The following is a 19,925-nucleotide window of genomic DNA, read 5'->3' as shown; positions in this document are numbered from 1 at the left end:
CTAATATGGCATTGTCAGAATGAGGTAAATAGGTATATTGCGCCTCCACTCAAGGGGGCTGTAGCTCAGTTGGTTAGAGCAGGGGACTCATAATCCCTTGGTCCAGGGTTCAAGTCCCTGCGGCCCTACTTTGTTTTATAGGGGGGCGCGGCGATTCCCGGCGGCGGAGGATATTTTGTTATGGCAATCTCGCCCCTACGGTTTTTTTGCGGCGCCTTTTCCGAACAGGCATATCATACACGCGGCTTGGGCTGCCTGTCTTCAAGCCAGGCCTCTCAGAAATCATGGATGGGGGCGCAGTAGTAGGTTGCGTGGTGCGGCGCGGGTCTCGGCAGGATAAAGAGAACTTTCCTTACCTTGCTGTCATGCCCCCACATCTGCTTGATGAACCGCTGCGGCTTGTCCCCTCGCTTTCTGATGGTGTAGAGTTTGGCGGGATAAAGGCCGTCCGTGCTAATGGGGTTTTTGATGATCTGAACCGTCCTGGGAAGCAGGTCGATTTTTTTGTCGCCGATCGTGCCGCCGATCCTGAGTCGAGACAAGTTCATCATATAAATACTACCAGGCCCGAAGGCATTGTTGCTGGCATTAATGGCCCTTATCTTGATGGGTAGCGTGGAATTATCCTTGTCCTCGGATACTAACAGAAGGATTTTTTCCCAGCGGCCCGGGATCAGGACGGATGGGGCATTTTGGGGCGGCTCGTCACCTTCCTTCGGGGGGGTTGCCAGGAAGCTCAGCCTGATTTTGCCTTTGGCGTTGGGGATTTGGATGGTATCGGAGAAGTTGTGGCGTGGCAGTTTGGTTTGCCCGATCCGTGTCGGGCCTGCATAGATATAGGCATTCCCGGGCGCATCCGGAGGTGCCTGATAATAGAGGACACGCACTGGTCGGTCGGCATAGAGAACCTCGGTCAAGAGGCAGAATAACACGACAAGGATGCAATGGCTGGCGCGCTGGTGCATAGATGGGTTGGCGGGGTATCTCAGGTGATTCAGGAAAGCGGGTGTCAGACCTCGTCGGAGGCCAGCCAGCGGAACTGGATGATTTCGAAGGCCCGCCCGAAGCGCCTGTTCACCGCGGAATTGAGGGTGGAGTCCGAGGGGAGTGTGTATTTGTTGTCGCCTCCTGATGCTGAACTATCGAGGTAATCGGCCTTTCGCTGGACCACCGCTTCGCACCATGCCCTGGCGAGAATCTTGTGGGTAACCGGGTCACGCGCATCGCCATAGGCGCGAATCGTGAAGGTGTCGTCGCGGGCGGTAAGGATTCCGCTGATAGGACGCAACACATCAGCCTGCCGCGTCCACCCTGGGAACCCATAGGCGGGGTTTCCCTCGGCGGCCTCGGGAAAGGGATAGCTGAGCGCCTCACCCAATAAATTATGGGTCGAGGCGGTGTCGGTGAAATTCCTTTGCAGGTCCTGGAAGGGGTTTTCACTGTTGTAGGATGAGGCCAAGCGCATGAGCGCGGATTCCACAGCACCTGCGAGCGCAAGATCCTTGTCGTATGCAAGCTGACGGTTGAAGAACTCGGAGAGCGATAGGAACGGGCCACGTTTTTTGATCTCCACCACAATTTCGCGGGCAAGTGCCGTTATTTGCTCGTCCGTGAAGCGTTTGTGCTGGGAAAGGATGGTTTGCGCAGCATTTCCTGCCGAGCCATCGGAGATGAGGGTAGTCCGGGGGAACGGGCTGCCATCGCCGTCCTCCAGGGTGGTGGATGGATTGGCCGTGCCCGGGGTCGAGTCGGCCAGAGTCAGGACACCCCCATTTTCGGCTGCTGAAGAGCCCGTTCCGAATGCCCGTTTCAGGATCATCGCCCAGGCAAGCTCGGAGGTGGAGTTGATATTGAACATGCCTTCCACCTCAAGCTCGGCCGCCACCTTCTGCCAGGCGTCTTTGTCGCCCAGGAAACCAGCGGCTGTCGTGGCTGCCTGGGAGGCGCTTACCGGGCTGGCGGGTTTGTAGTAGTGATGAGGAAGGTGTTTTTCGCCACTGAGGTGTTTTGCATACACCTCCTCGATCCCCCGCGCTTCGGACGACGACCATTCTTGCATTTCCGGAGTAAGCGAGGAGACAAACCAATCGTCCAGCATCAGGTGATTAAAGGCGTAGCTGTGGTCATGGCCGACAACCCTGCCACTCGTCTGGGAAACCCGGATTTTATCACTTTCTATAAAGGGGCTGGTGCGGCTGTTCCCCAGGGCGTTGAGTGTGTAGGGTGGCCAGTGATTGCACTTGTTGACATTGAAGTGCTGTAGATCACCAATCGAGACCAGGGGCCTTTTGGGAACCTCTAGCAGGATCAGGTTGGAAAGCCCGTCATTGGATTTAAAACCGCTTCCCACATACCCCTCGGGGTCCAGCATGATTCCGGAGGGCATGTTTGGGTCCGTGTAGTCATTGACGCGGTAGAGCAGAACGTTAAAGGGATAGGGATCAAACCGATCCAGCAACGGGGTGGCGTTCTGGTCCTCATCAGCCGTAACCATATAACCAACTGCCGGGTTCATGTTATGGATACCATTGACGATGATATTACTCATCTGGTCATTGACATCCCTGGCGTATCGCATGGTCATGGCTACTGTCAGAAATGGCTTTGGGTTGCTACTCAAGCTATGCAAGCTGTCTTTGACCCCTGTCAGAGTCAGGTTCTGCCCCAGCATCCGTTGGGCGTTGGTTAAATCGTCTAACAGGCAACTCTTATTCGCCGTATTGGGCGGTCTGGTGAGCCTGCTTGTGGCTCTCTTGAGTGTATAATATACCCCGGTGCCTTCCACATTGGGTCCATTATGAATTGCTACCAGCAATGCCTCTGTCGCCGATAGGGAATCGCTCCCCGCTGCGTTGGCAAGACCGGGGATATTGTACTGAACACCACCTGCTGGATTGCATCCAATGTCATATCGCAGCACATTGGTTTCGTTTTCCACGGTTTCACCACCCGACGGCGAGAAAACCCGCACTTCTCCGGGTAGCCATGTTGAGGACGGGGAACCGGTTGGTATGTATAAATTCTTCAACCCGATGGCCTCCAGGCTTTTCACCTTCTTCACATCATTCAGCTCAAAACGGATGCTGAATGGAGAGGCCATGGTGACATCCATATAGAAGTTCGCGCGCCAACTCATATCCAATGCGACATCGTAGGGGTTCCACATGGTGACCACCGGATTGACAACGACACAGGGCTGGTAGACATCGTCGCTGATCTTCTTGGCACTGAGTGAAAAGACGGTGTGAATACGAGCGACCACGGGCATGCGACGCACGGTATCGGTCATCTCCCACTGCTGGTTATCTTGTACGCGCTGATACTCCGTTGAATCCTCGATCACCGCCACTGCATTGCCAGAGCTTTTCAGTTGCTTGTATTGGGTTGCGAAGTCAGCCAAAGCCGCCCAGCTGACCGAGTTCTGGAAAGGTGATCTGGACCAGTTGCTCCAGGAGTAAATAAGTGGATTGGATGACGAGCTGCTGTTGTACTTACCCGACGTCCAAACTTTTCCGGGGCGTAAGGTAAACGATGGAAAATCCTCCGGGATGGAATCGAAGTTCTCGGCAAACAGGGAAAGATCACGCTTCCAACCACCATTGGCGACATTGGTCAGCAGGCCGCTCGAGTAGGCGGTCAAGTCGTGGAAATACTCCGACGGCATTGCCGTGTCATTTTTCCGCAGGAAATCCAGGGAGTGTCTGGTGATGGCCCGATCGGCATGGGTGGCGTCTGCAATGTTGAAAGCCGAGCCGCTTGGGCCGGGCGAGATTTGTATTTGTTCGGTGGCTGCGAATTTTCCCGCCGCCGCCACGGTCGGCTTCAGTCGAGCCTTGGTATTTTCCCCGGTAATCCACCACGCATAGGAGCCGCCATTCTCTACGGGTGTCGGTTGCAGGTGAACCTCGGAAGCTGAATTTGTCCCCAGGGTTCCGTCTGAAAGCAAGGCGACGGTGTTGGCACCCTGTTGCAGATGGGGGGGGGAGCTAGCCGCATTGTCAGCTTCCTCACCAGAGACCAGCCAGCCGAGAAACTTGCCTCCACCCGCGCCTGAATCATCGGCGTCCTGTAGCTTTGAGGCATAATCCGGCGCGACCGGGAGTCCGGAAGCCGGGTCGTGGTCCTCACCCTCCCATGAACGCCACACTCCGTAAGATGCTGGCGAGCCGTATCCTCCACCTCCACTAGCCAACACAGACGACGGTGCCGTGACTCGTGTGTCGGAACCTGCTAGAAGCTGTAGTCTGGACATGGCCATCATCAAGGAGAGCCGTGCGTTCGCTTGTGCGGTTTTCTGGTTTTTGTCAGCTTCCGTGCTTCGGATCGTCAGCGTGCTGAGACTCAACAGCGCCAAGGCGATCATCACGAGAAGCACCATGATGCTAATGGTCGCTATCAGTGCAAAACCCTTCCTTGCCCGGGTACACGCAAGAGCAGGGTTCGTTGGAACACGAACAGGAAACTCAGGTGATGGAGAAACGCCTATTTTCATGGGCCAGGCAAACCCGTAGATTGCATGATGCCATCACGGGTGTAGTTACAATATAGCATATCATGCCCCGGTTTTGGCAATCCCCTGAAAAGGGTATTTTTTTCTCGCCCCATCACGGCAATCAGGCCGTGCCTTATCGCGACAGGTAACCGGGCGCACGAGCAACCTACCGGTAAGTTGCTAACCCGCCCTCTCTGACCTGTCCGATAAGACCGTGTTTGTTAGTGAGGTGGGTTGGATCTTTATTTTTGATCATGGTTGGCCCCCGTCTGGATGCGTGTTTTCCCTGAAATATACCCTTTTCAGGGTATGGACAGCCTGTTTGGAAGTGGCTATGATACTGTGGAAAGTAGGGCGAAATGTCTGCAAGATTGAGTCATATAGAATCTAACGACGCTCGCATGCTGAAAAATATCATAAAATGAAAAAGAACATGAAAAAGACATTAGGATTCATCTGCGCCGCACTGTGCGCAAGTGCTGTTTCTACCCAAGCGGTCGTTCTGGCTGGTTGGGATTTCGGTAACTCTCTTACGTCTACCCAGGGGACCGACCCTGCGACGGGAGACCCGACGGTTCTCGCCAGCGGTGTCATCGTGACCAGTGCTCTTGACGGGGTGGGTGGGTTGAATAACTGGGTTCCGTTCGTTCATGATACCGCAACGATTGGCGACAACACGGGATTTGCAGCCAGCGGAACGGCCTTTGGCAGGACCGACTCAGGCAACTTCGGTCAAACCACGGAAGGTGCAACGGCAAATAGTCTTGCCAACGCCATTACTGCTAATGATTACGTGACATTCACGATCGCTGTGGATACGCCGGGGACGACTCTGAACATCAGTGACTTCTCGGTTGGCGGTGCTGTGGCATCCACCACTAACAACAGGCCTGCGGATACGTGGAACGTGCTAGCACAGGTGAACGGGGGGTCTACCTGGGTTGCAGCAAATGCTTTGTTGACGACGGATAAGGTGATCGGGGTTGTCCAAGGCCTGACGGCATTTGACGACATTCACATCGACCTTTCCGGAGATTCAACATTTCAGGGTATCACTTCGGTCGAGTTCCGCATCTACATGTGGGGCTCCAATGGGAATGGGACTACATCGCGCGGTCAAATTGACAACTTGGTTGTCGAAGGAACCGTAGCCATCCCCGAGCCATCCTCAGCCGCCCTGCTCGGACTCGGTGGCCTCGCCCTGATCCTGCGCCGGCGCAAGTAGCCTCATAACCAAATGCCCTATCGATGATTTACAAAAACCCTCCGGACCCTCCGGAGGGTTTTTACGGTCGAGGCGGGATAAGACCGTATAAGATATTTTCCCGGGAGCTAATCAGAATCCAAAATGAGCAAACAAACACTATCCCGGATTATTCTAACATCCGTTATTGCCTTGGCCGGGCAAGCCGTAGCTGCGGAATCATCAACACCCACAGAGCCAGCCAAAAAACCGAATGTCATTTTCATCCTCATGGATGACATGGGCTACAGCGATGTGAGTTGCTATGGTGCAACCAAGGTAAACACCCCTCACATTGACCGGATGGCGGCGGAGGGCATCAAGTTCATTGATTTTCACACCGGGGCGTCGATCTGCTCGCCGTCGCGTGCGGCATTTCTAACCGGTGCCTACCCTCAGCGTTGCGGCCTCTACATGGGCATTAACCAGAACAGGGAGGCGCATTGGTTTCTCGGATTGAACCCCGAAGAGATCACCATCGCAGAGCAGTTTAAGAAACAGGGCTACGTCACTGCCATGGTTGGCAAATGGCATCTCGGCAAGGAGGAAAAGTTTTCCTATTACCATCAGGGGTTTGACCACTACTACGGAGCTCCCGATAACATGGGACACAATTCGGAGTTTTTTGATGAGAAAAAAGTGATCTACACCAGCACTCCATTGGAAAAACTGACGGATCTCTACACCGCGCGCATGGTGAAGCACATCGAGGATTTCAAGGACAAGCCGTTCTTTATCTACTTTGCCCACAACTACCCGCACACGCCCTACAAAGCCGGGCCAAAGTTCAAAGGTTCGTCGAATGACGGCGTGCGCGGCGATATCATCCAGGAGGCCGACTGGGGGATCGGTGAAATGCTCAAGGCGCTGGAGAAAAACGGCATTCTGGAAAACACCCTGGTTATCTTCAGCTCGGACAATGGCCCAACCTCCGCCAAGTATTCCAGGCCCTACAGCGGCACCAAGTATGTTTCGTTAGAAGGCGGGCACCGGGTGCCGTTTATCCTCTATTGGAAAGGAAAAATCAAGCCTGCGGTGTCGGATGTTCCTGTGATCGCCATGGATCTGTTTCCAACATTGAGTGAAATCATCCATGCTCCGATGCCCACCGACCGCATCTACGACGGCGTCAGCCTGACAGCTCTCTTTTCCGGAGGCGAGATCTCCCGTTCGACCGAGAAGCCGTTTTATTACTACAACTGCGAAAACCTGCAGTGTGTCCGCGTCGGCGACTGGAAACTGCACCTGCCGCGCGAGAAAAAACAGTTTCCTTTCTGGTCGATGAACAAACAAAAGCCGATCCAAACGCCCCGACTCTACAACCTCGCAAAAGATGTCGCGGAACAGAACGATGTCGCGGCCCAGCATCCGGAGCGCGTTGCCGCAATGATGGAACTGGCGGAAAAAACCCGACCCAAACTCGGCGAATACATGCAGCGCGGCTCCGAACAGCGCCCGACCGGCTCTCTCTTCCCCGAGGTTCCTGTCGTCAGCAACCATGTCACCGACTGGCGCAAGCTGTCGGATAAGGAAAAAGGCCGTGCCAAAACAGAATTCAAGGGAGCGAAGAATTCTAACAAGAAAAAGAAACGTAATCAATCAAAATAACCTGTTCCCAATCATGAAGATCTTGCCTGAAAGCAATCGCGACGACAGCAACTCGCCGTTTTCCCTGACAAACGTATCCCGTCGGCGTTTTTTGGTGGCTGCAGGGTCATTTGCAGCCGGTCTAACGGCTGGGCCGCTGATGGCTGCGGGTAGTCGGGAGTCCTATGCCAAGGCCTTGAGGGCCGAACAGACACTGCGTGGTCACTGGCGTTTTGATGGCAATTTGGTCGATGTGCTGGGTAAATCAAATGCCAAGGCAAGTGGGGCGACCACCTTTGTTGATGGCGCAATCGATGGTAAAGCCATCAGCCTCGAACCCAATGCGTCCATCCTCGTTCCGGGTGCCGACAAGTTGAAAGGCCGCTCCACGACGCTCGAACTCTTTTTCAAGATCGATGCCAAACCCAAGGGCAACGACAATCCTGTGATCATTGCGCAAAGCAAAGGCAAGCAGGCACTTTACGTGATCGGTGTCAAAAACGACCTTTCAAAACTCCTCTATCAGAATGCCAATGGCATGGTGGTTACCGAGATCAATCTGCCGACGGATCAACCGGTCGAAGTAGGTCGCTGGTATCACTTTGCTCTAACAAGCTTTGACTTGGATGTGCGCGCCTACGTCGATGGCTACGAGTGTAATCTGGTGGGAGGTGCTTATGAATACACCCGTAAAGGGCCTAAAAAAACCACCATGACACTGGGCAGCACGACGGTTTCCAATGGCTGGGGGTCGACCAAGATTTCTCTCGACGAAGTCGCCTGCTTTGCACGTGGGCTAACAGCTCCGGAGATCCAGTCGCATCTCAAAGCTGCTGGCCCGGAGTGGCAGAAGAAGCTCAAGGTGGAAGGAGATATCGTGGCGGAGGTGAAAGCCAGGCGTGATGCAGTCCGGGAGGCCAAGGCCCGGGCAATTCTCAACGACCCTTTGTTGACTTCACACGGCAAGACGACCGTCTACGAGGGCGAGCGTCTCGGGGCGATCGATTTCATCGTCGGTGGCATCGGTGCCGGCGGAATCCAGTTCAACGGCAAGGCGGAACCCGCCATCTGGCAGATTGCCTGTAATTTCAACGAGGCGAAAATCGACAACAGCTTCCTCGCGATCCGCGCCCAAGCCGCCGGTGCCAAGCCTGTCGTCCGCGCCTTGCAAACCGAAGCGGTCGGGCCGTTCTCCGCAATGAAGTCGCTGAAGTTCGAAGGTGAATACCCGCTGGGCAAGTACCGTTTCGAAGAGCCCGCCCTACCGGTCGAGGTCGAACTCGAGGTCTTCAATCCGTTTATCCCGATGGATCTGAAAAACTCCGCGATCCCGTGTGCCATTTACACCGTGACGGCAAAAAACACATCGCCCGGCAAGGTCAAGGTCGACGTTTTCGCCGCACAGAAGAATGCGCTCGGGTTCGCCGAGGGCAAGGGTGACAATTTCGGAAAAAATCAGAACGAGATCGTGAAAAAAGGTGACGCGACACTGCTGCACATGACCCGTGCCGGTATCGATAACTCCGACATGGTCCTGATGACCCGGGCCGAGGGGGCAAGTGGCTCCGCAGAGTGGGATTCCGCCAAGTCCCTGCACGCCGCCGTTTCCTCCGGCGGTGTCTTGGATGGTCCCGCCAAGTCAAAGGTATCCGCCACCGGCCAGACGGTGAACGGCGCACTCTCGGCACCACTCGAACTCGCGCCCGGAGAAAGCAAATCCGTCACCTTCGTGCTCACCTGGTATTTCAAGGCGGGTAAACATGGCTCGGGCGGCAAACGCATCTCCCTTGAGGGCGAAGGGAAGGCGAAGGGGCCAGCCTGGTCGAGCTCCGGCCAGCAATACACCAACTGGTGGCCGAGCGCCCTAGGGGTTGCCGACTACATCCAGCAGAATCTCGAGAGCCTGACTGCACGCACGCGCCTATTCCACGACACCCTCTACGCGTCCACGCTGCCGGTTTGGTTACTCGATCGCATGAGTTCGCAACTGGCGGTCTTGCGTAGCCAGACTTGCTGGTGGAGTGCCGATGGATACTTTGGCGTCTGGGAAGGATGCAATGAAACCGCCGGTTGTTGTGGCGGGAATTGTGCGCACGTCTGGCACTACGCCCAGGCCCACGCCCGCTTGCTGCCGGAACTCGGCCGCAAGATGCGCGACCAGGACTACAGCATGCAGGTCAACGACGGCCTGATGCCTAACAGGCATGACGGCAGGGCGACCGCAGCCGACGGCCAGTTCGGGGGTATCCTGAACACCTATCGCGAGCACCTCTGCTCCGCCGACGACAGTTGGCTCAAGTCAAGATGGCCGATGGTGAAAAAGGCCATGAACTGGGGTATCTCGCATTACGATCCTAGTCGCGATGGCTACATGGAGACAGTCCAGCACAATACTCTGGATGGTGCCTTCGAGGGCTGTTCCTCATGGATCGGTACGCTCTATCTATCGGCTCTCGAAGCAGCTGCACGCATGGCCGATACCGTCGGCGACCAAAGATCCGCCACCGAATACCGCAAGATCCGCGAGTCAGGAAAAAAACTGCAAAACGAACGCCTCTGGAACGGTGAATACTACATCCAGAAGCCGGGGAAAAATCGCACCCAGGACTATCTCGATGGCTGTCACATCGACCAGATCCTCGGCGAGTGGTGGGCTGACCAGTTGGATATCGACCGCAACTACCCGGAGGAGCGTTCCCGCAAGGCGATGCAGTCGCTGCTGAAATACAACTTCCTGACCAACTTCATCGGCCACTCGCTTAAGCCGCGACAGTACTGCGAGGTCGAGGATGGTGGTATGAAAATGATCACCTGGCCGAAGAACCCGCAGCCGATCCCCGGCATGAAATACGGTGACGAGGTGATGACCGGTTTCGAGTATGGAGCCGCCGCCACCCTGATCCAGAACGGCATGCTTAAAGAAGGCCTGATGGTGATCAAGGTGATCTTCGACCGCTACAACGGCCGACTGCGCACCGAGGGGGTTTCCAAGGTGAAGAATGGCCCCTGGGGCTACTCCGGCAACCCGTTTGGCGATGACGAGTGTGGCAAATTCTACGGTCGCTCGCTCAGTGTCTGGTCGGCGCTGCTCGCGCTCCAGGGGTTCAGCTACGACGGCCCGGCAGGACGTATCGGTTTTCGCCCTGTTCTAACACCCGAGGCTCACGCCAGTTTCTTCACTGTGGCGGAAGGTTACGGCCTCTTCTCCCAGAAACGCAGCGCCAGCCAGCTGAACGCCTCCATCAAGATCGCTGAAGGCAAAGTTGCTTTGAAACAGGTGGTTCTATCAGCAGGCGATGGCAAACAAGCCAAGTCGGCCCAAGTGAAGCTGGCTGGCCAGGCTGTGATGGCAAAGCTCGACACCAACGGTGGCGACCTGCGCTTGAAGTTCCAGAGTCCCGTCGTAATCAAGGCCGATGAGGCACTCGATATTCAAATCCAACTTGCATAAATGAACCTGGGATTCAAACCAATTGCCGCGAGCGTCACGGTTGCTGTATGGGCAGCCAGTCTACTGTCCGCTGCCGAGGTCAAGCCACCTAACGTGGTGCTCATTTTTGCCGACGACCTGGGTTATGGGGACCTGGGTTGTTATGGCGCGACCAGGATCCAGACACCTAACATCGACAAACTCGCGGCTGAGGGGAAGAAGTTCACCGACGCCCATTCGGCCTCGGCGGTTTGCACGCCATCGCGTTATGGTTTGTTGACCGGGCGATATCCGTTTCGTGCCCGTGGGGGCGAGGGAATCTGGAATCCTACCGGCCTCGATACCGCCATGCTGATCGATACCGAAACACTGACCATTGCCGATGTTTTCAAGCGTCAAGGCTACGATACAGCCGCTTTTGGCAAATGGCATCTCGGTTTTAAAAAGGGAAAAAACGACTGGCAGGAGCCACTGCGCCCCGGGCCACAGGATCTGGGATTCGACTATTATTTCGGTATGCCCGTCGTCAACAGCGCACCACCCTACGCCTACGTCGAGAATGACCACTTTTACGGCAGCGATCCGGATGATCCGATCGTTGACGTCGGTCGGAAAGGCAAGGGCGCCCACCCGATGTCGAAGCTTCCCAAGGAGGCGGGCCACCGGACACCGAACCCCTACAAGGGACAAAACAAAGCACACGAACTGTTCGATGACTATGAGGTCGGCACCATGCTCACGCAGAAAGCCACCGGCTGGATTGATAGCCGTGCGGGAAAACCCTTCTTCGTCTACTTTGCCGCAACCCAGGTGCATCATCCGTTTACCCCGGCGAAGCGATTCCAGGGCACCAGCCAGGCCGGTCTCTACGGTGACTTCGCCCACGAGCTCGACTGGATTGTCGGTGAACTCAGGAAAAGCCTGCAAAAGGCGGGCGTTCTCGATAACACGCTTATTATTTTCACCAGCGACAACGGCGGTATGTTCAACACCGGCGGTAAGGCGGCGGCCAAGATGGGGCACAAGATCAATGGTGATTTGTTAGGCTCAAAGTTTGGCATCTGGGAGGGTGGCCACCGTGTGCCTTTCATCGCCTGGTGGCCCGGTAGGATCGAGTCGGGCAAGGTTTCCAAACAACTGCTCAATCATGTCGATTTAAAAGCCACTTTTGCCATGGTTGTGGGTCGGGAACTCAGTGCGGAAGAGCGACAAGACAGTATCAACATGCTGCCAGCCCTGGTAGGTGATCCGGCTCAGCCGTTGCGCACTGAAATGGTTGTGACACCTAACAAACCAACCCACATGGCGCTGCGTAAAGGGAAATGGATGTATATTCCGGCGAGAGGTGACGGAGGTTTTGCGGGGAACGTGGCAGCCACCAAGCTGGTCAAGTCGACCAACAGCGATATCGTACATGGAAAATTGAAAAAAGGCGCACCGCCGGCACAGCTTTATGATCTGGAAGCTGATGTCAACCAGGCGAAAAACCTCTACAACCAGTACCCTGAAGTGGTGCAGAAGATGGCTGCCGAGCTAAAGGCTTACCGAGCCCAACAGCAATAAACCCAAACGAGGATCAAGTTAGCGGTGCCATGAGAAGAGGTAGCAATTCAGATGAAGGCAATGATCCACGGAGCGCGGCTGATTGGAGCCGCAGACATTTTATCAGGGCCGGTGCGTTGGTCGGTGCAGGTCTAACATTTTCCAGGCTGCCTGCAATGGCGGGGCCGTTTTCGAATGCGGACGTCGCCAAGCATCTCGTCCCCGCCGACAAGAAGTTGAGTCCACAGTGGTTGGCTTCGTTGACGCAGCGCGGTGCGGCCGAAGTTTACCGTGGCGGGGAGCTCAGGTATGTCGGTATGCCCATCGGGGGGATCGGCTGCGGCCAGCTTTACCTTGGTGGCGACGGCAAACTCTGGCTCTGGGATATTTTCAAGAGCAACTACCATCGGGTTCCGAATCCGGGCAACAAGATCCTCGCCTTTCCCATGGGCGGGCACTATGCGGAACCGGTTGCGCAGGGTGAAAAATACAGCGCGCAAAATGGGGTCGATGTGACCCAGGGCTTTCTGCTTCGCACCAAGGCGGGCACCAAGACGCTGGATCGTCAGGGCTTTTCCGATGTGCAGTTCCGTGGCGAATATCCAGTCGGCAAGGTGAGTTATGCGGACGAGGCTTGTCCGGTCACGGTGCAGCTCCAAGCCTTTTCTCCATTCATTCCGCTCAATGCGAGGGATTCCGCGGTCCCGGCAACGGTGATGCGTTATACGGTGACGAATCCCTCAGCAGAATCCGTCGAGGTAGATCTCGGCGGATGGTTGCAGAACGCCACCTGTCCCTACTTGCCAAAAACGGCGAGGGGTAAACGCCGCAACAGCTATGTGCAATCGAAGTATCTAGCGAGCATGTCGGGCACCATCGAGGGGCCGGGGCTGGGGCAGAAACACGGATATGGCTCGATGACCTTGTCGCTGCTGCACAGCCCGAATGAGCAGGGTCTGAACATCAAAGCGGCCACCTCGCTCGATGGTGCCAGAGGCGCCGCCGCTTTTGTTGACCAGGCGGCGCCGACTGAGGAAGTCTCGTCGGCCACCAAAGCATTGCATGAGCCATTGGCAGGTGGATTGTTTGCCCATTTCATCCTCGCGCCCGGAGAGTCGAGGACGGTCGACTTTGCAATCACCTGGTTTTTTCCAGACTATGCCGAGGTTGACGCGACACCACTGAAAGGGAGTCGACAGGATTCACGCCATATCTTCCGTGGCAGGAAACGTTATTACAGCAATCACTTCAAATCGGCGCAGGAGGTTGCCGGGTATCTGGCCAGCGAAAACAAACGGTTACTCGAAGATACCCTGGCCTGGAACAAGACCTGGTACGACAGCACGCTGCCCTATTGGTTGCTCGACCGCAGCTTTATCGGACTCGACTGTATGGCCACGCAGACTTTCCACTACTTTGAAAATGGTCGTCCCTATGGTTGGGAGGGCGTGGAATGTTGCCCGGGCACCTGCACCCACGTCTGGTATTACGCCCAGGCTCTTGGACGCATCTTCCCGGAGGTCGAACGTGCCTTCCGTGAGAAGGTCGATTTCAAAGCCGGTATCGGGTTCGATCCCCAATCCGGTATGATCATGGATCGCGGAGAATTCCATCGGAAAGGTGGCAAAGAAGCGCTCGACGGGCAGGCCGGCAGTATCATGCGCGTCTACCGGGAACACCAGATGTCAGCCGACGACACCTTCCTGAAACGGCTGTGGCCAGACGTGAAACTGGCCACTGAGTTCCTCATCAGCAAGGATGCGGACGACAACGGCATGTGGGAGGGATCACAACCCCACACCCTCGACGCCGCCTGGCACGGCCCGATGGGTTGGTTGAGCAGTATTTATCTCGGAGCCTTGGCCGCCGCCGAAGCGATGGCCTCCGAAGTGGGCGATGACGCATTTGCAAAACGTTGCCGCACGCTGTTGGACCGTGGCTACAAGAATATCGTGGCCCAGGTGTTCGACGGTGAGTATTTCATCCACAAACCACCCAAGGGGAACAAAGGGCTGAACACAAACAAAGGCTGTCATATCGACCAGGTTATTGGCCAGGCCTGGGCCCACCAGGTTGGGTTGGGGCGTATCATTCCGAAACGGGAAACCGTTTCCGCGCTCAACAGCATTTGGAAGTATAACTTCGCACCGGATGCCGGGCAGTATGCAATCGACCACCGGGAAATTGAGGCCGCCTTCCGCTGGTATGCGATGCCGGGTGAAGCGGGCTTGCTGATGACAACCTGGCCGAAGGGTGGTGCCAAGGATGCCATCCCCGGAAATAAACTACGCTCCAAGGAAAACCCTAACCGCTTCACCAGTGTGGGCGGCTACTTCAACGAATGTATGAACGGCTTCGAGTATCAGGTCGCTGCCCACATGCTTTACGAAGGCGAACCGGATTCCGCTCTCGTCGAAAAGGGGCTTGCGATCACCAAGGCTGTGCATGAGCGCTACGGCGCGTCGAAACGCAACCCTTACAATGAGATCGAGTGTGGCGACCACTACGCCCGTTCAATGGCCGGCTATGGTATCTTTCTCGCTGCTTGCGGATATGCATATCATGGCCCCAAGGGATACCTCGCATTCGCCCCGCGCATTCATCCCGAAGACTTCAAGGCTCCGTTTACGGCGGCCGAAGGTTGGGGCAGCTTCTCGCAGAAGGTCGTGGGTGGCAAGCAGTCTGAAATGCTGGAACTGCGTCATGGCCAGTTGACCTTGAATAAACTGTCTTTTGTTAGGGTCGAAGGTTCACGCGCCAGCGGTGCCAAGGGCGAGGTCGATGGCAAGGCGATCGATGTTGGTTTTAAGGAGGTATCTGGACGCTATGTGCTGAGTTTTGCAAACGGGCTAAGCCTGAAGGCTGGCCAGAGTGTGAATATCGAATTCGTATAGCTATGCTGAAAATAGACATCTTCATTTCATCTAAATAGGAGCCCGCTATAATCATCGTAATGTTAGATATGAAATTCCCAACAAATCCAAATCGCGTGAAAACCATGAACCCCAGCCATACCAAGTCACTGATACTAGCCATCGCATCGATTTCTGCTGTCGGTCCCGCAGCAACAGCGATGACTCCGGAAGAAATGATGGGCTATTTGCCGAAGCATCTGGAGAAAATCTCACCATACTCCTGGGAAACTCCCCAGCGATGGCTCTACCTGAGAAAGAGGGGCAACTTCACGGACAAGGAAATCGATATCATTTGCAAGGCGTCCAAAGTCATCGGCGTGTCAGGGCCGCTGGACAAATTCAAGGCCAGGTATCCTAACAGGCTGTATGGCGTCGGATACATGAACCTGGAAAAAGACTACGACAGCAAGGGTCTGAAAAAAGGACACTTCAAGACGAACCCTGAGCACTATCTGTATCAGGCCGAGGGTAAACCGGTGGTCGGTGGTGATTGTCCTTATTATAACCTGCTGGATCCAGGTATGCGCCAATGGTGGATCGACGAGGCGGGAAAACAGATCCAAAGCGGCGCAAAGGGGCAGAGTTTCTTTATTGACGCCCTGGTCAAGGCACTCGATTGCGGCAGGCGGGGAGGCAAACACGTTGACCACGCAGGTAAGCTGGTATGGAAAGACTACCGGGGAAAAGGCCTCAAACCCTTGCTCGCCCAGTGCCGGGATGAGTATGCCGATGAGGTTGTCTTGACTGGAAATTTTCTGCGTGTGAACCGGCCCGGCGGAAACATGCCCTATGTGATGGACTATATCCACTGCGCCTACATTGAATCCTTTGAGCGCCCCGGTGGTGGTTATGTGGCGAATGCCCACAAGGGGATCAGTCTGATCCAACAAGCCGCCAAAGCCGGAAAAATGATCCGCTTATCGGTCAGTGCAAAGCGACCCACCCCGGTGAAGGAACTCACGCTGGCCCAGAAACAGGACAAGGCGCGTAAGGCGATGCCTGAATTCTGGAACAAGCTGCAACCCGAAGAACAGAATGAACTGGCGGAGATCTATGCCTATTTCGACTTCAAACTGGCCATGTTCCTGATCGCTGCGGGGGAACACTCGTATTTGAAGTACTCCGTGCAGCCGTTAGCTAACAATGCGGGAACGGAGTTGTTTAAAAACGTGCAGCCGTTCCCAGAATGGAGTATGCCATTGGGGCCACCTCAGGAAGATGGAAAAAGAAACGGTGACGTTTGGAGACGTAGGTTCAAACATGTCGAGGTTGTGCTCGATCTTGGGAAGGGGACGTGTGAATTTATCAAACAATAGCTCACGAAGGTCTTTAGGCTCTGTTAGTCCTGGGTATTTGCTCATGTAACAAGCAGACATATGAAATCGAACATCCATCAAAAATTGAAAGCTGGCTGGGTGCTGAGCCTGCTCATGTCACCCTGCATGATCCATGCCGCGGAGATTCATGTGGCGGTGAATGGCAGCGACTCGAATCCCGGATCGCTGGACGCCCCGTTCCTCACCATTGGCAAAGCCACCTCAGTCATGCAGTCCGGCGATCACTGCCTGATCCACGCCGGTATCTATCGTGAGACCATGGCTCCGAAGACGGATGATCTAACCTTCAGGCCGTATCAAAACGATCGGGTTGAAATCAATGGTTGTGATATCGTTGAGGACACGTGGAATGTGTATAGTGGGAGAATCATGACGATTCCCGCATCTGAAAAAGTGTGGCAGATCTTTGTCGATGGCAAACGCATGAAGGTGGCACGCTTCCCGGATATGGGTGAGGAGGAGACCTTGCTGGCCACCGACAAGAAAAATTACCTGCCGACGGAAATCCTGATGCCGCCGGCACCCGACCAGAGCATTGTGAAGTTTCCCGCAGTGAAGGATTTTCCGGAGAATCATTTCCAGGGCGGCATTTATTCGGGTATGCACGGACGCAATCCCTTTACATCCTGCACCGGCCTGATCCTGCCGTCCAAAGGCGATACACTGAACATCTTTGCATTCGGCCATCGCGCGTGGAACAAGCAGAACACCACCAGGATGGGCACTGGCAGGGGCTACATCATCAACAGTCTGGCCGCCCTTGATGCGCCCGAAGAGTGGTTCTGGAGTCCGGATAAAAAACGCCTCTATTTCCATCCGCCGAAAACAAGCACCACCGACAAGTCTACGATAGAGATCAGGCATCGTTTGTGGGGACTGGACCTGCGCGAGCGCAAACACATCGTTGTCGAGGGACTGCATTTCAAGGCGGCCTCGATCCGGATGGATGATGCGGTCGGCTGCGAGGTCCGCAAGTGTGTGGTTCTCTATCCGTCTCCCTGGACGGCGTTTACTGCGACCGATTACGGTGGTCGGGTCGACGCCTCGTGTGGTGTCTATGTTTCGGGTGAAAAAAACCGTCTGTGGCGCAACCGGATCGCGCACAGCTGGGGTGGGGGTGTGCGGATCGAGGGATCAGACAACATTCTCGAACAATGCCTTATTGAAGACATCGGCTGGCTGGGCCGGAGGACTGCTGGCGTGCAAGTATGGGGCAAGCGCAACCATGTGCTCAGGAATGTGATCCGCCGGGTTGGAAATTCCGGAATCGACGGCGGCCAGCGTGGGTTTGGTGTCGGCAGGTTCGGTAGGGAATCTGATATCCGGTTCAATCTGGTCATGGATATCGCTTATCTCGCGTCACACGATGTCGGTGGCTATTATGTGAACACCCAAGGGTATCCGGAACTGCTCAAGCAGGTGATCGCCTACAACACCTTCACCGGTTTCAAGGGGCAGGGCTTCGGAGTCCACGCCGCCGGATCGGTCTATTCGGATAACGGCACATCCGGTGTCATCGCCCACGACAACGTCAGTGAACTAAAGTTCCGCCGCCGTGGAGGAGTCGGGGTTGTTTACCGGAACAATTCTAAAGAGCAGAACAAATTGGCTCCAGCTCCGACGGAGGAGGGGGTTAATTTGCTGCTGACGGATAACACCCCATGCCCGCCGCTGGATGCAGGAAAGTTTTATGATCGGGAAGTTCCCAAAGTCGTGCTTGGCCCTGTCGATCCATCCAAGAAAAAATATCTAACGATTGATGATCGCAATGCCTATTCTTTGGACGAACTTAAGAAGATCTTCCCTCCACTGGATCGCGCAAAGTGGGAGCAGGAGAAAGCATCGCAGGCAAAGAAGCTGGAGGAAACTGAAAAGAAGCGTAAGCAAAGGGAGAAAAAACCCGAAAGAAAACCCAGAGACTAAACGGAAATAATATGAAAATCAAACTATGCCTTCTCGCCTTGCTGTTAACCACTGCGATCAGCTTCGCTGCAGAAAAACCGAACATTCTCCTCATCTGCGTGGATGATATGGGTTACGGTGACCTTGGCTGTTATGGCTCGGTCACAAAAACACCTAACATCGACAAGCTCGCTGCCGACGGCATGCGCTTTACCAATTACCTGTCGGCCAGCAATGTCTGCTCTCCTAGCCGTGCGGCGCTGTTGACCGGTCGCTATCCACAGCGTGCCGGATTGCCGGTTTGCCCGAATGGTAACCCGAGGGATGTCGATTGGAACCAACACGTCGGCCTGCCATTGAGCGAGATCACAATTGCCGAACTTCTCAAACCGCAGGGTTACGCGACGGCCGCGTTTGGAAAGTGGCATTTGGGCGAGCCGGAATGGTATGCCCCGCGCAAGCAGGGTTTTGATCAATACGTGGGCAGCCTGTATAATTTTCCGGTCGGTAAAGCCAACGTATGGCTGCACAACGAAGAGCCGCAGGGGATGATCATGTTTGCCCAGGCCCATCAGAAACTGACCGATGCGACGATTGCCTTCATGAAGGAACAACAGGCGGCAAAGAAACCGTTTTTCATCTACCTCGCGCACTATCTGGTGCACGGCCCCTGGTCGCCTAACAAAGAGTTTTGCACCGATGCCGAGTGGGTATCGTATAAAAAGAAGAAAGGTGGAATGAATCCCGCCGTGCTGCCTGCCATGGTGCGTGAACTGGACCACCATGTGGGGCTCGTTTTGGATGAACTGAAGGAATTGGGTATCGAAAAAGAGACGCTGGTCATTTTTGCCTCGGACAACGGGCCCTGGCTTCCGGCCGGCTCGGCAAAGCCGTTCTCCGAGGGGAAATACAGCACCATGGAGGGCGGGCACCGAGTGCCGGCGCTGGTCCGCTGGCCCGGGAACATCCCCGCAAAGCAGGTGAGTGGGGAGATGGTTGCGGCGCTGGATTTCCTGCCGACCATTGCTGCTGTCAGTGGAGCATCCTTACCTAAGGATCGAAAATACGACGGTTACAATCTCATGCCGCTCTTGAAGGGGGCTACCGACAAAAGCCCACGCACAGAATTTGCATACTACAATGGCTTGACGCTCGAAGCGGTTCGCCGTGGGCCATGGAAACTACACCTGCCACGCAATTCTGCGAACCTTGTCTATTGGGCGAAAAACAAAGGTGCCTATAAGAACCTCAACCATCCGGCGTTGAATAAACTAACAGATGATCCTGCTGAAAAGAATAACCTGTCGAAAGCCCATCCCGAACAAACCGATGCACTACAAAAAATGGCGGCAAAGACCCGCAAGGAGCTTGGCGACTGGAATCAGGACGGCACTGACCGCCCTGCGAATGCCTACCCAGGAAATCTGAATACACCCGACTGGAAGAAGAAGCGCGGCAAAAAACAACAATACTAACA

General features: G+C 55.2%; 10 protein-coding genes and 1 tRNA gene. 9 read left to right on the top strand and 2 right to left on the bottom strand.

The window, feature by feature from the left end:
• Positions 1–54 precede the first annotated feature (54 nt).
• Positions 55–128, top strand: a tRNA-Ile gene (locus tag H7A51_17175).
• Positions 129–275: 147 nt separating this feature from the next.
• Here H7A51_17175 and H7A51_17170 read toward each other — a convergent pair.
• On the bottom strand, positions 276–965 hold the full coding sequence (locus H7A51_17170; protein ID MCP5537951.1) for a hypothetical protein: 690 nt from the start codon (positions 963–965) through the stop codon (positions 276–278).
• Positions 966–1,009: 44 nt separating this feature from the next.
• The gene (locus H7A51_17165) at positions 1,010–4,378 is read right to left on the bottom strand and encodes a hypothetical protein (protein MCP5537950.1); all 3,369 of its coding nucleotides are present in this window, start codon (positions 4,376–4,378) and stop codon (positions 1,010–1,012) included.
• 547 nt (positions 4,379–4,925) lie between these two features.
• Between H7A51_17165 and H7A51_17160 the strand changes: the two genes are divergently transcribed.
• The 8 genes from H7A51_17160 to H7A51_17125 all read left to right on the top strand — a co-directional run bounded on the left by H7A51_17160 (position 4,926) and on the right by H7A51_17125 (position 19,923).
• Positions 4,926–5,717: a PEP-CTERM sorting domain-containing protein gene (locus H7A51_17160; protein MCP5537949.1), complete on the top strand. Its 792-nt coding sequence runs from the start codon at positions 4,926–4,928 to the stop codon at positions 5,715–5,717.
• Positions 5,718–5,840: 123 nt separating this feature from the next.
• Complete coding sequence (locus tag H7A51_17155) at positions 5,841–7,343, top strand: sulfatase (GenBank protein ID MCP5537948.1); 1,503 nt, start codon at positions 5,841–5,843, stop codon at positions 7,341–7,343.
• Between the two features lie 13 nt (positions 7,344–7,356).
• Positions 7,357–10,773 (top strand): glucosylceramidase, encoded by a 3,417-nt coding sequence (locus tag H7A51_17150; GenBank protein ID MCP5537947.1) that lies wholly within the window; start codon positions 7,357–7,359, stop codon positions 10,771–10,773.
• The gene (locus H7A51_17145; protein ID MCP5537946.1) at positions 10,774–12,315 is read left to right on the top strand and encodes a sulfatase-like hydrolase/transferase; all 1,542 of its coding nucleotides are present in this window, start codon (positions 10,774–10,776) and stop codon (positions 12,313–12,315) included.
• A gap of 29 nt (positions 12,316–12,344) precedes the next feature.
• Complete coding sequence (locus tag H7A51_17140; protein MCP5537945.1) at positions 12,345–15,188, top strand: hypothetical protein; 2,844 nt, start codon at positions 12,345–12,347, stop codon at positions 15,186–15,188.
• Between the two features lie 95 nt (positions 15,189–15,283).
• Positions 15,284–16,525: a hypothetical protein gene (locus tag H7A51_17135; GenBank protein MCP5537944.1), complete on the top strand. Its 1,242-nt coding sequence runs from the start codon at positions 15,284–15,286 to the stop codon at positions 16,523–16,525.
• 60 nt (positions 16,526–16,585) lie between these two features.
• Positions 16,586–18,469, top strand: a complete 1,884-nt coding sequence (locus tag H7A51_17130) for a right-handed parallel beta-helix repeat-containing protein (protein ID MCP5537943.1) — start codon at positions 16,586–16,588, stop codon at positions 18,467–18,469.
• A gap of 11 nt (positions 18,470–18,480) precedes the next feature.
• Positions 18,481–19,923, top strand: coding sequence for a sulfatase-like hydrolase/transferase (locus tag H7A51_17125; protein ID MCP5537942.1), 1,443 nt, complete (start codon positions 18,481–18,483; stop codon positions 19,921–19,923).
• The last annotated feature ends 2 nt before the right edge of the window (positions 19,924–19,925 follow it).

The organism is Akkermansiaceae bacterium, assembly GCA_024233115.1.
In the GTDB taxonomy this organism is placed as follows: Bacteria; Verrucomicrobiota; Verrucomicrobiia; order Verrucomicrobiales; family Akkermansiaceae; genus Oceaniferula.
The sequence above is the reverse complement of the archived record's forward strand: the minus strand, read 5'-3'. Positions and strand labels throughout refer to the sequence as shown.

Excerpts from the sequence above, each read along its gene's own strand:
- H7A51_17170 (MCP5537951.1), bottom strand. The coding sequence starts at position 965 with ATGCACCAGCGCGCCAGCCATTGCATCCTTGTCGTGTTATTCTGCCTC.
- H7A51_17165 (MCP5537950.1), bottom strand. The coding sequence starts at position 4,378 with ATGGTGCTTCTCGTGATGATCGCCTTGGCGCTGTTGAGTCTCAGCACG.
- H7A51_17160 (MCP5537949.1), top strand. The coding sequence starts at position 4,926 with ATGAAAAAGACATTAGGATTCATCTGCGCCGCACTGTGCGCAAGTGCT.
- H7A51_17155 (MCP5537948.1), top strand. The coding sequence starts at position 5,841 with ATGAGCAAACAAACACTATCCCGGATTATTCTAACATCCGTTATTGCC.
- H7A51_17150 (MCP5537947.1), top strand. The coding sequence starts at position 7,357 with ATGAAGATCTTGCCTGAAAGCAATCGCGACGACAGCAACTCGCCGTTT.
- H7A51_17145 (MCP5537946.1), top strand. The coding sequence starts at position 10,774 with ATGAACCTGGGATTCAAACCAATTGCCGCGAGCGTCACGGTTGCTGTA.
- H7A51_17140 (MCP5537945.1), top strand. The coding sequence starts at position 12,345 with ATGAGAAGAGGTAGCAATTCAGATGAAGGCAATGATCCACGGAGCGCG.
- H7A51_17130 (MCP5537943.1), top strand. The coding sequence starts at position 16,586 with ATGAAATCGAACATCCATCAAAAATTGAAAGCTGGCTGGGTGCTGAGC.
- H7A51_17125 (MCP5537942.1), top strand. The coding sequence starts at position 18,481 with ATGAAAATCAAACTATGCCTTCTCGCCTTGCTGTTAACCACTGCGATC.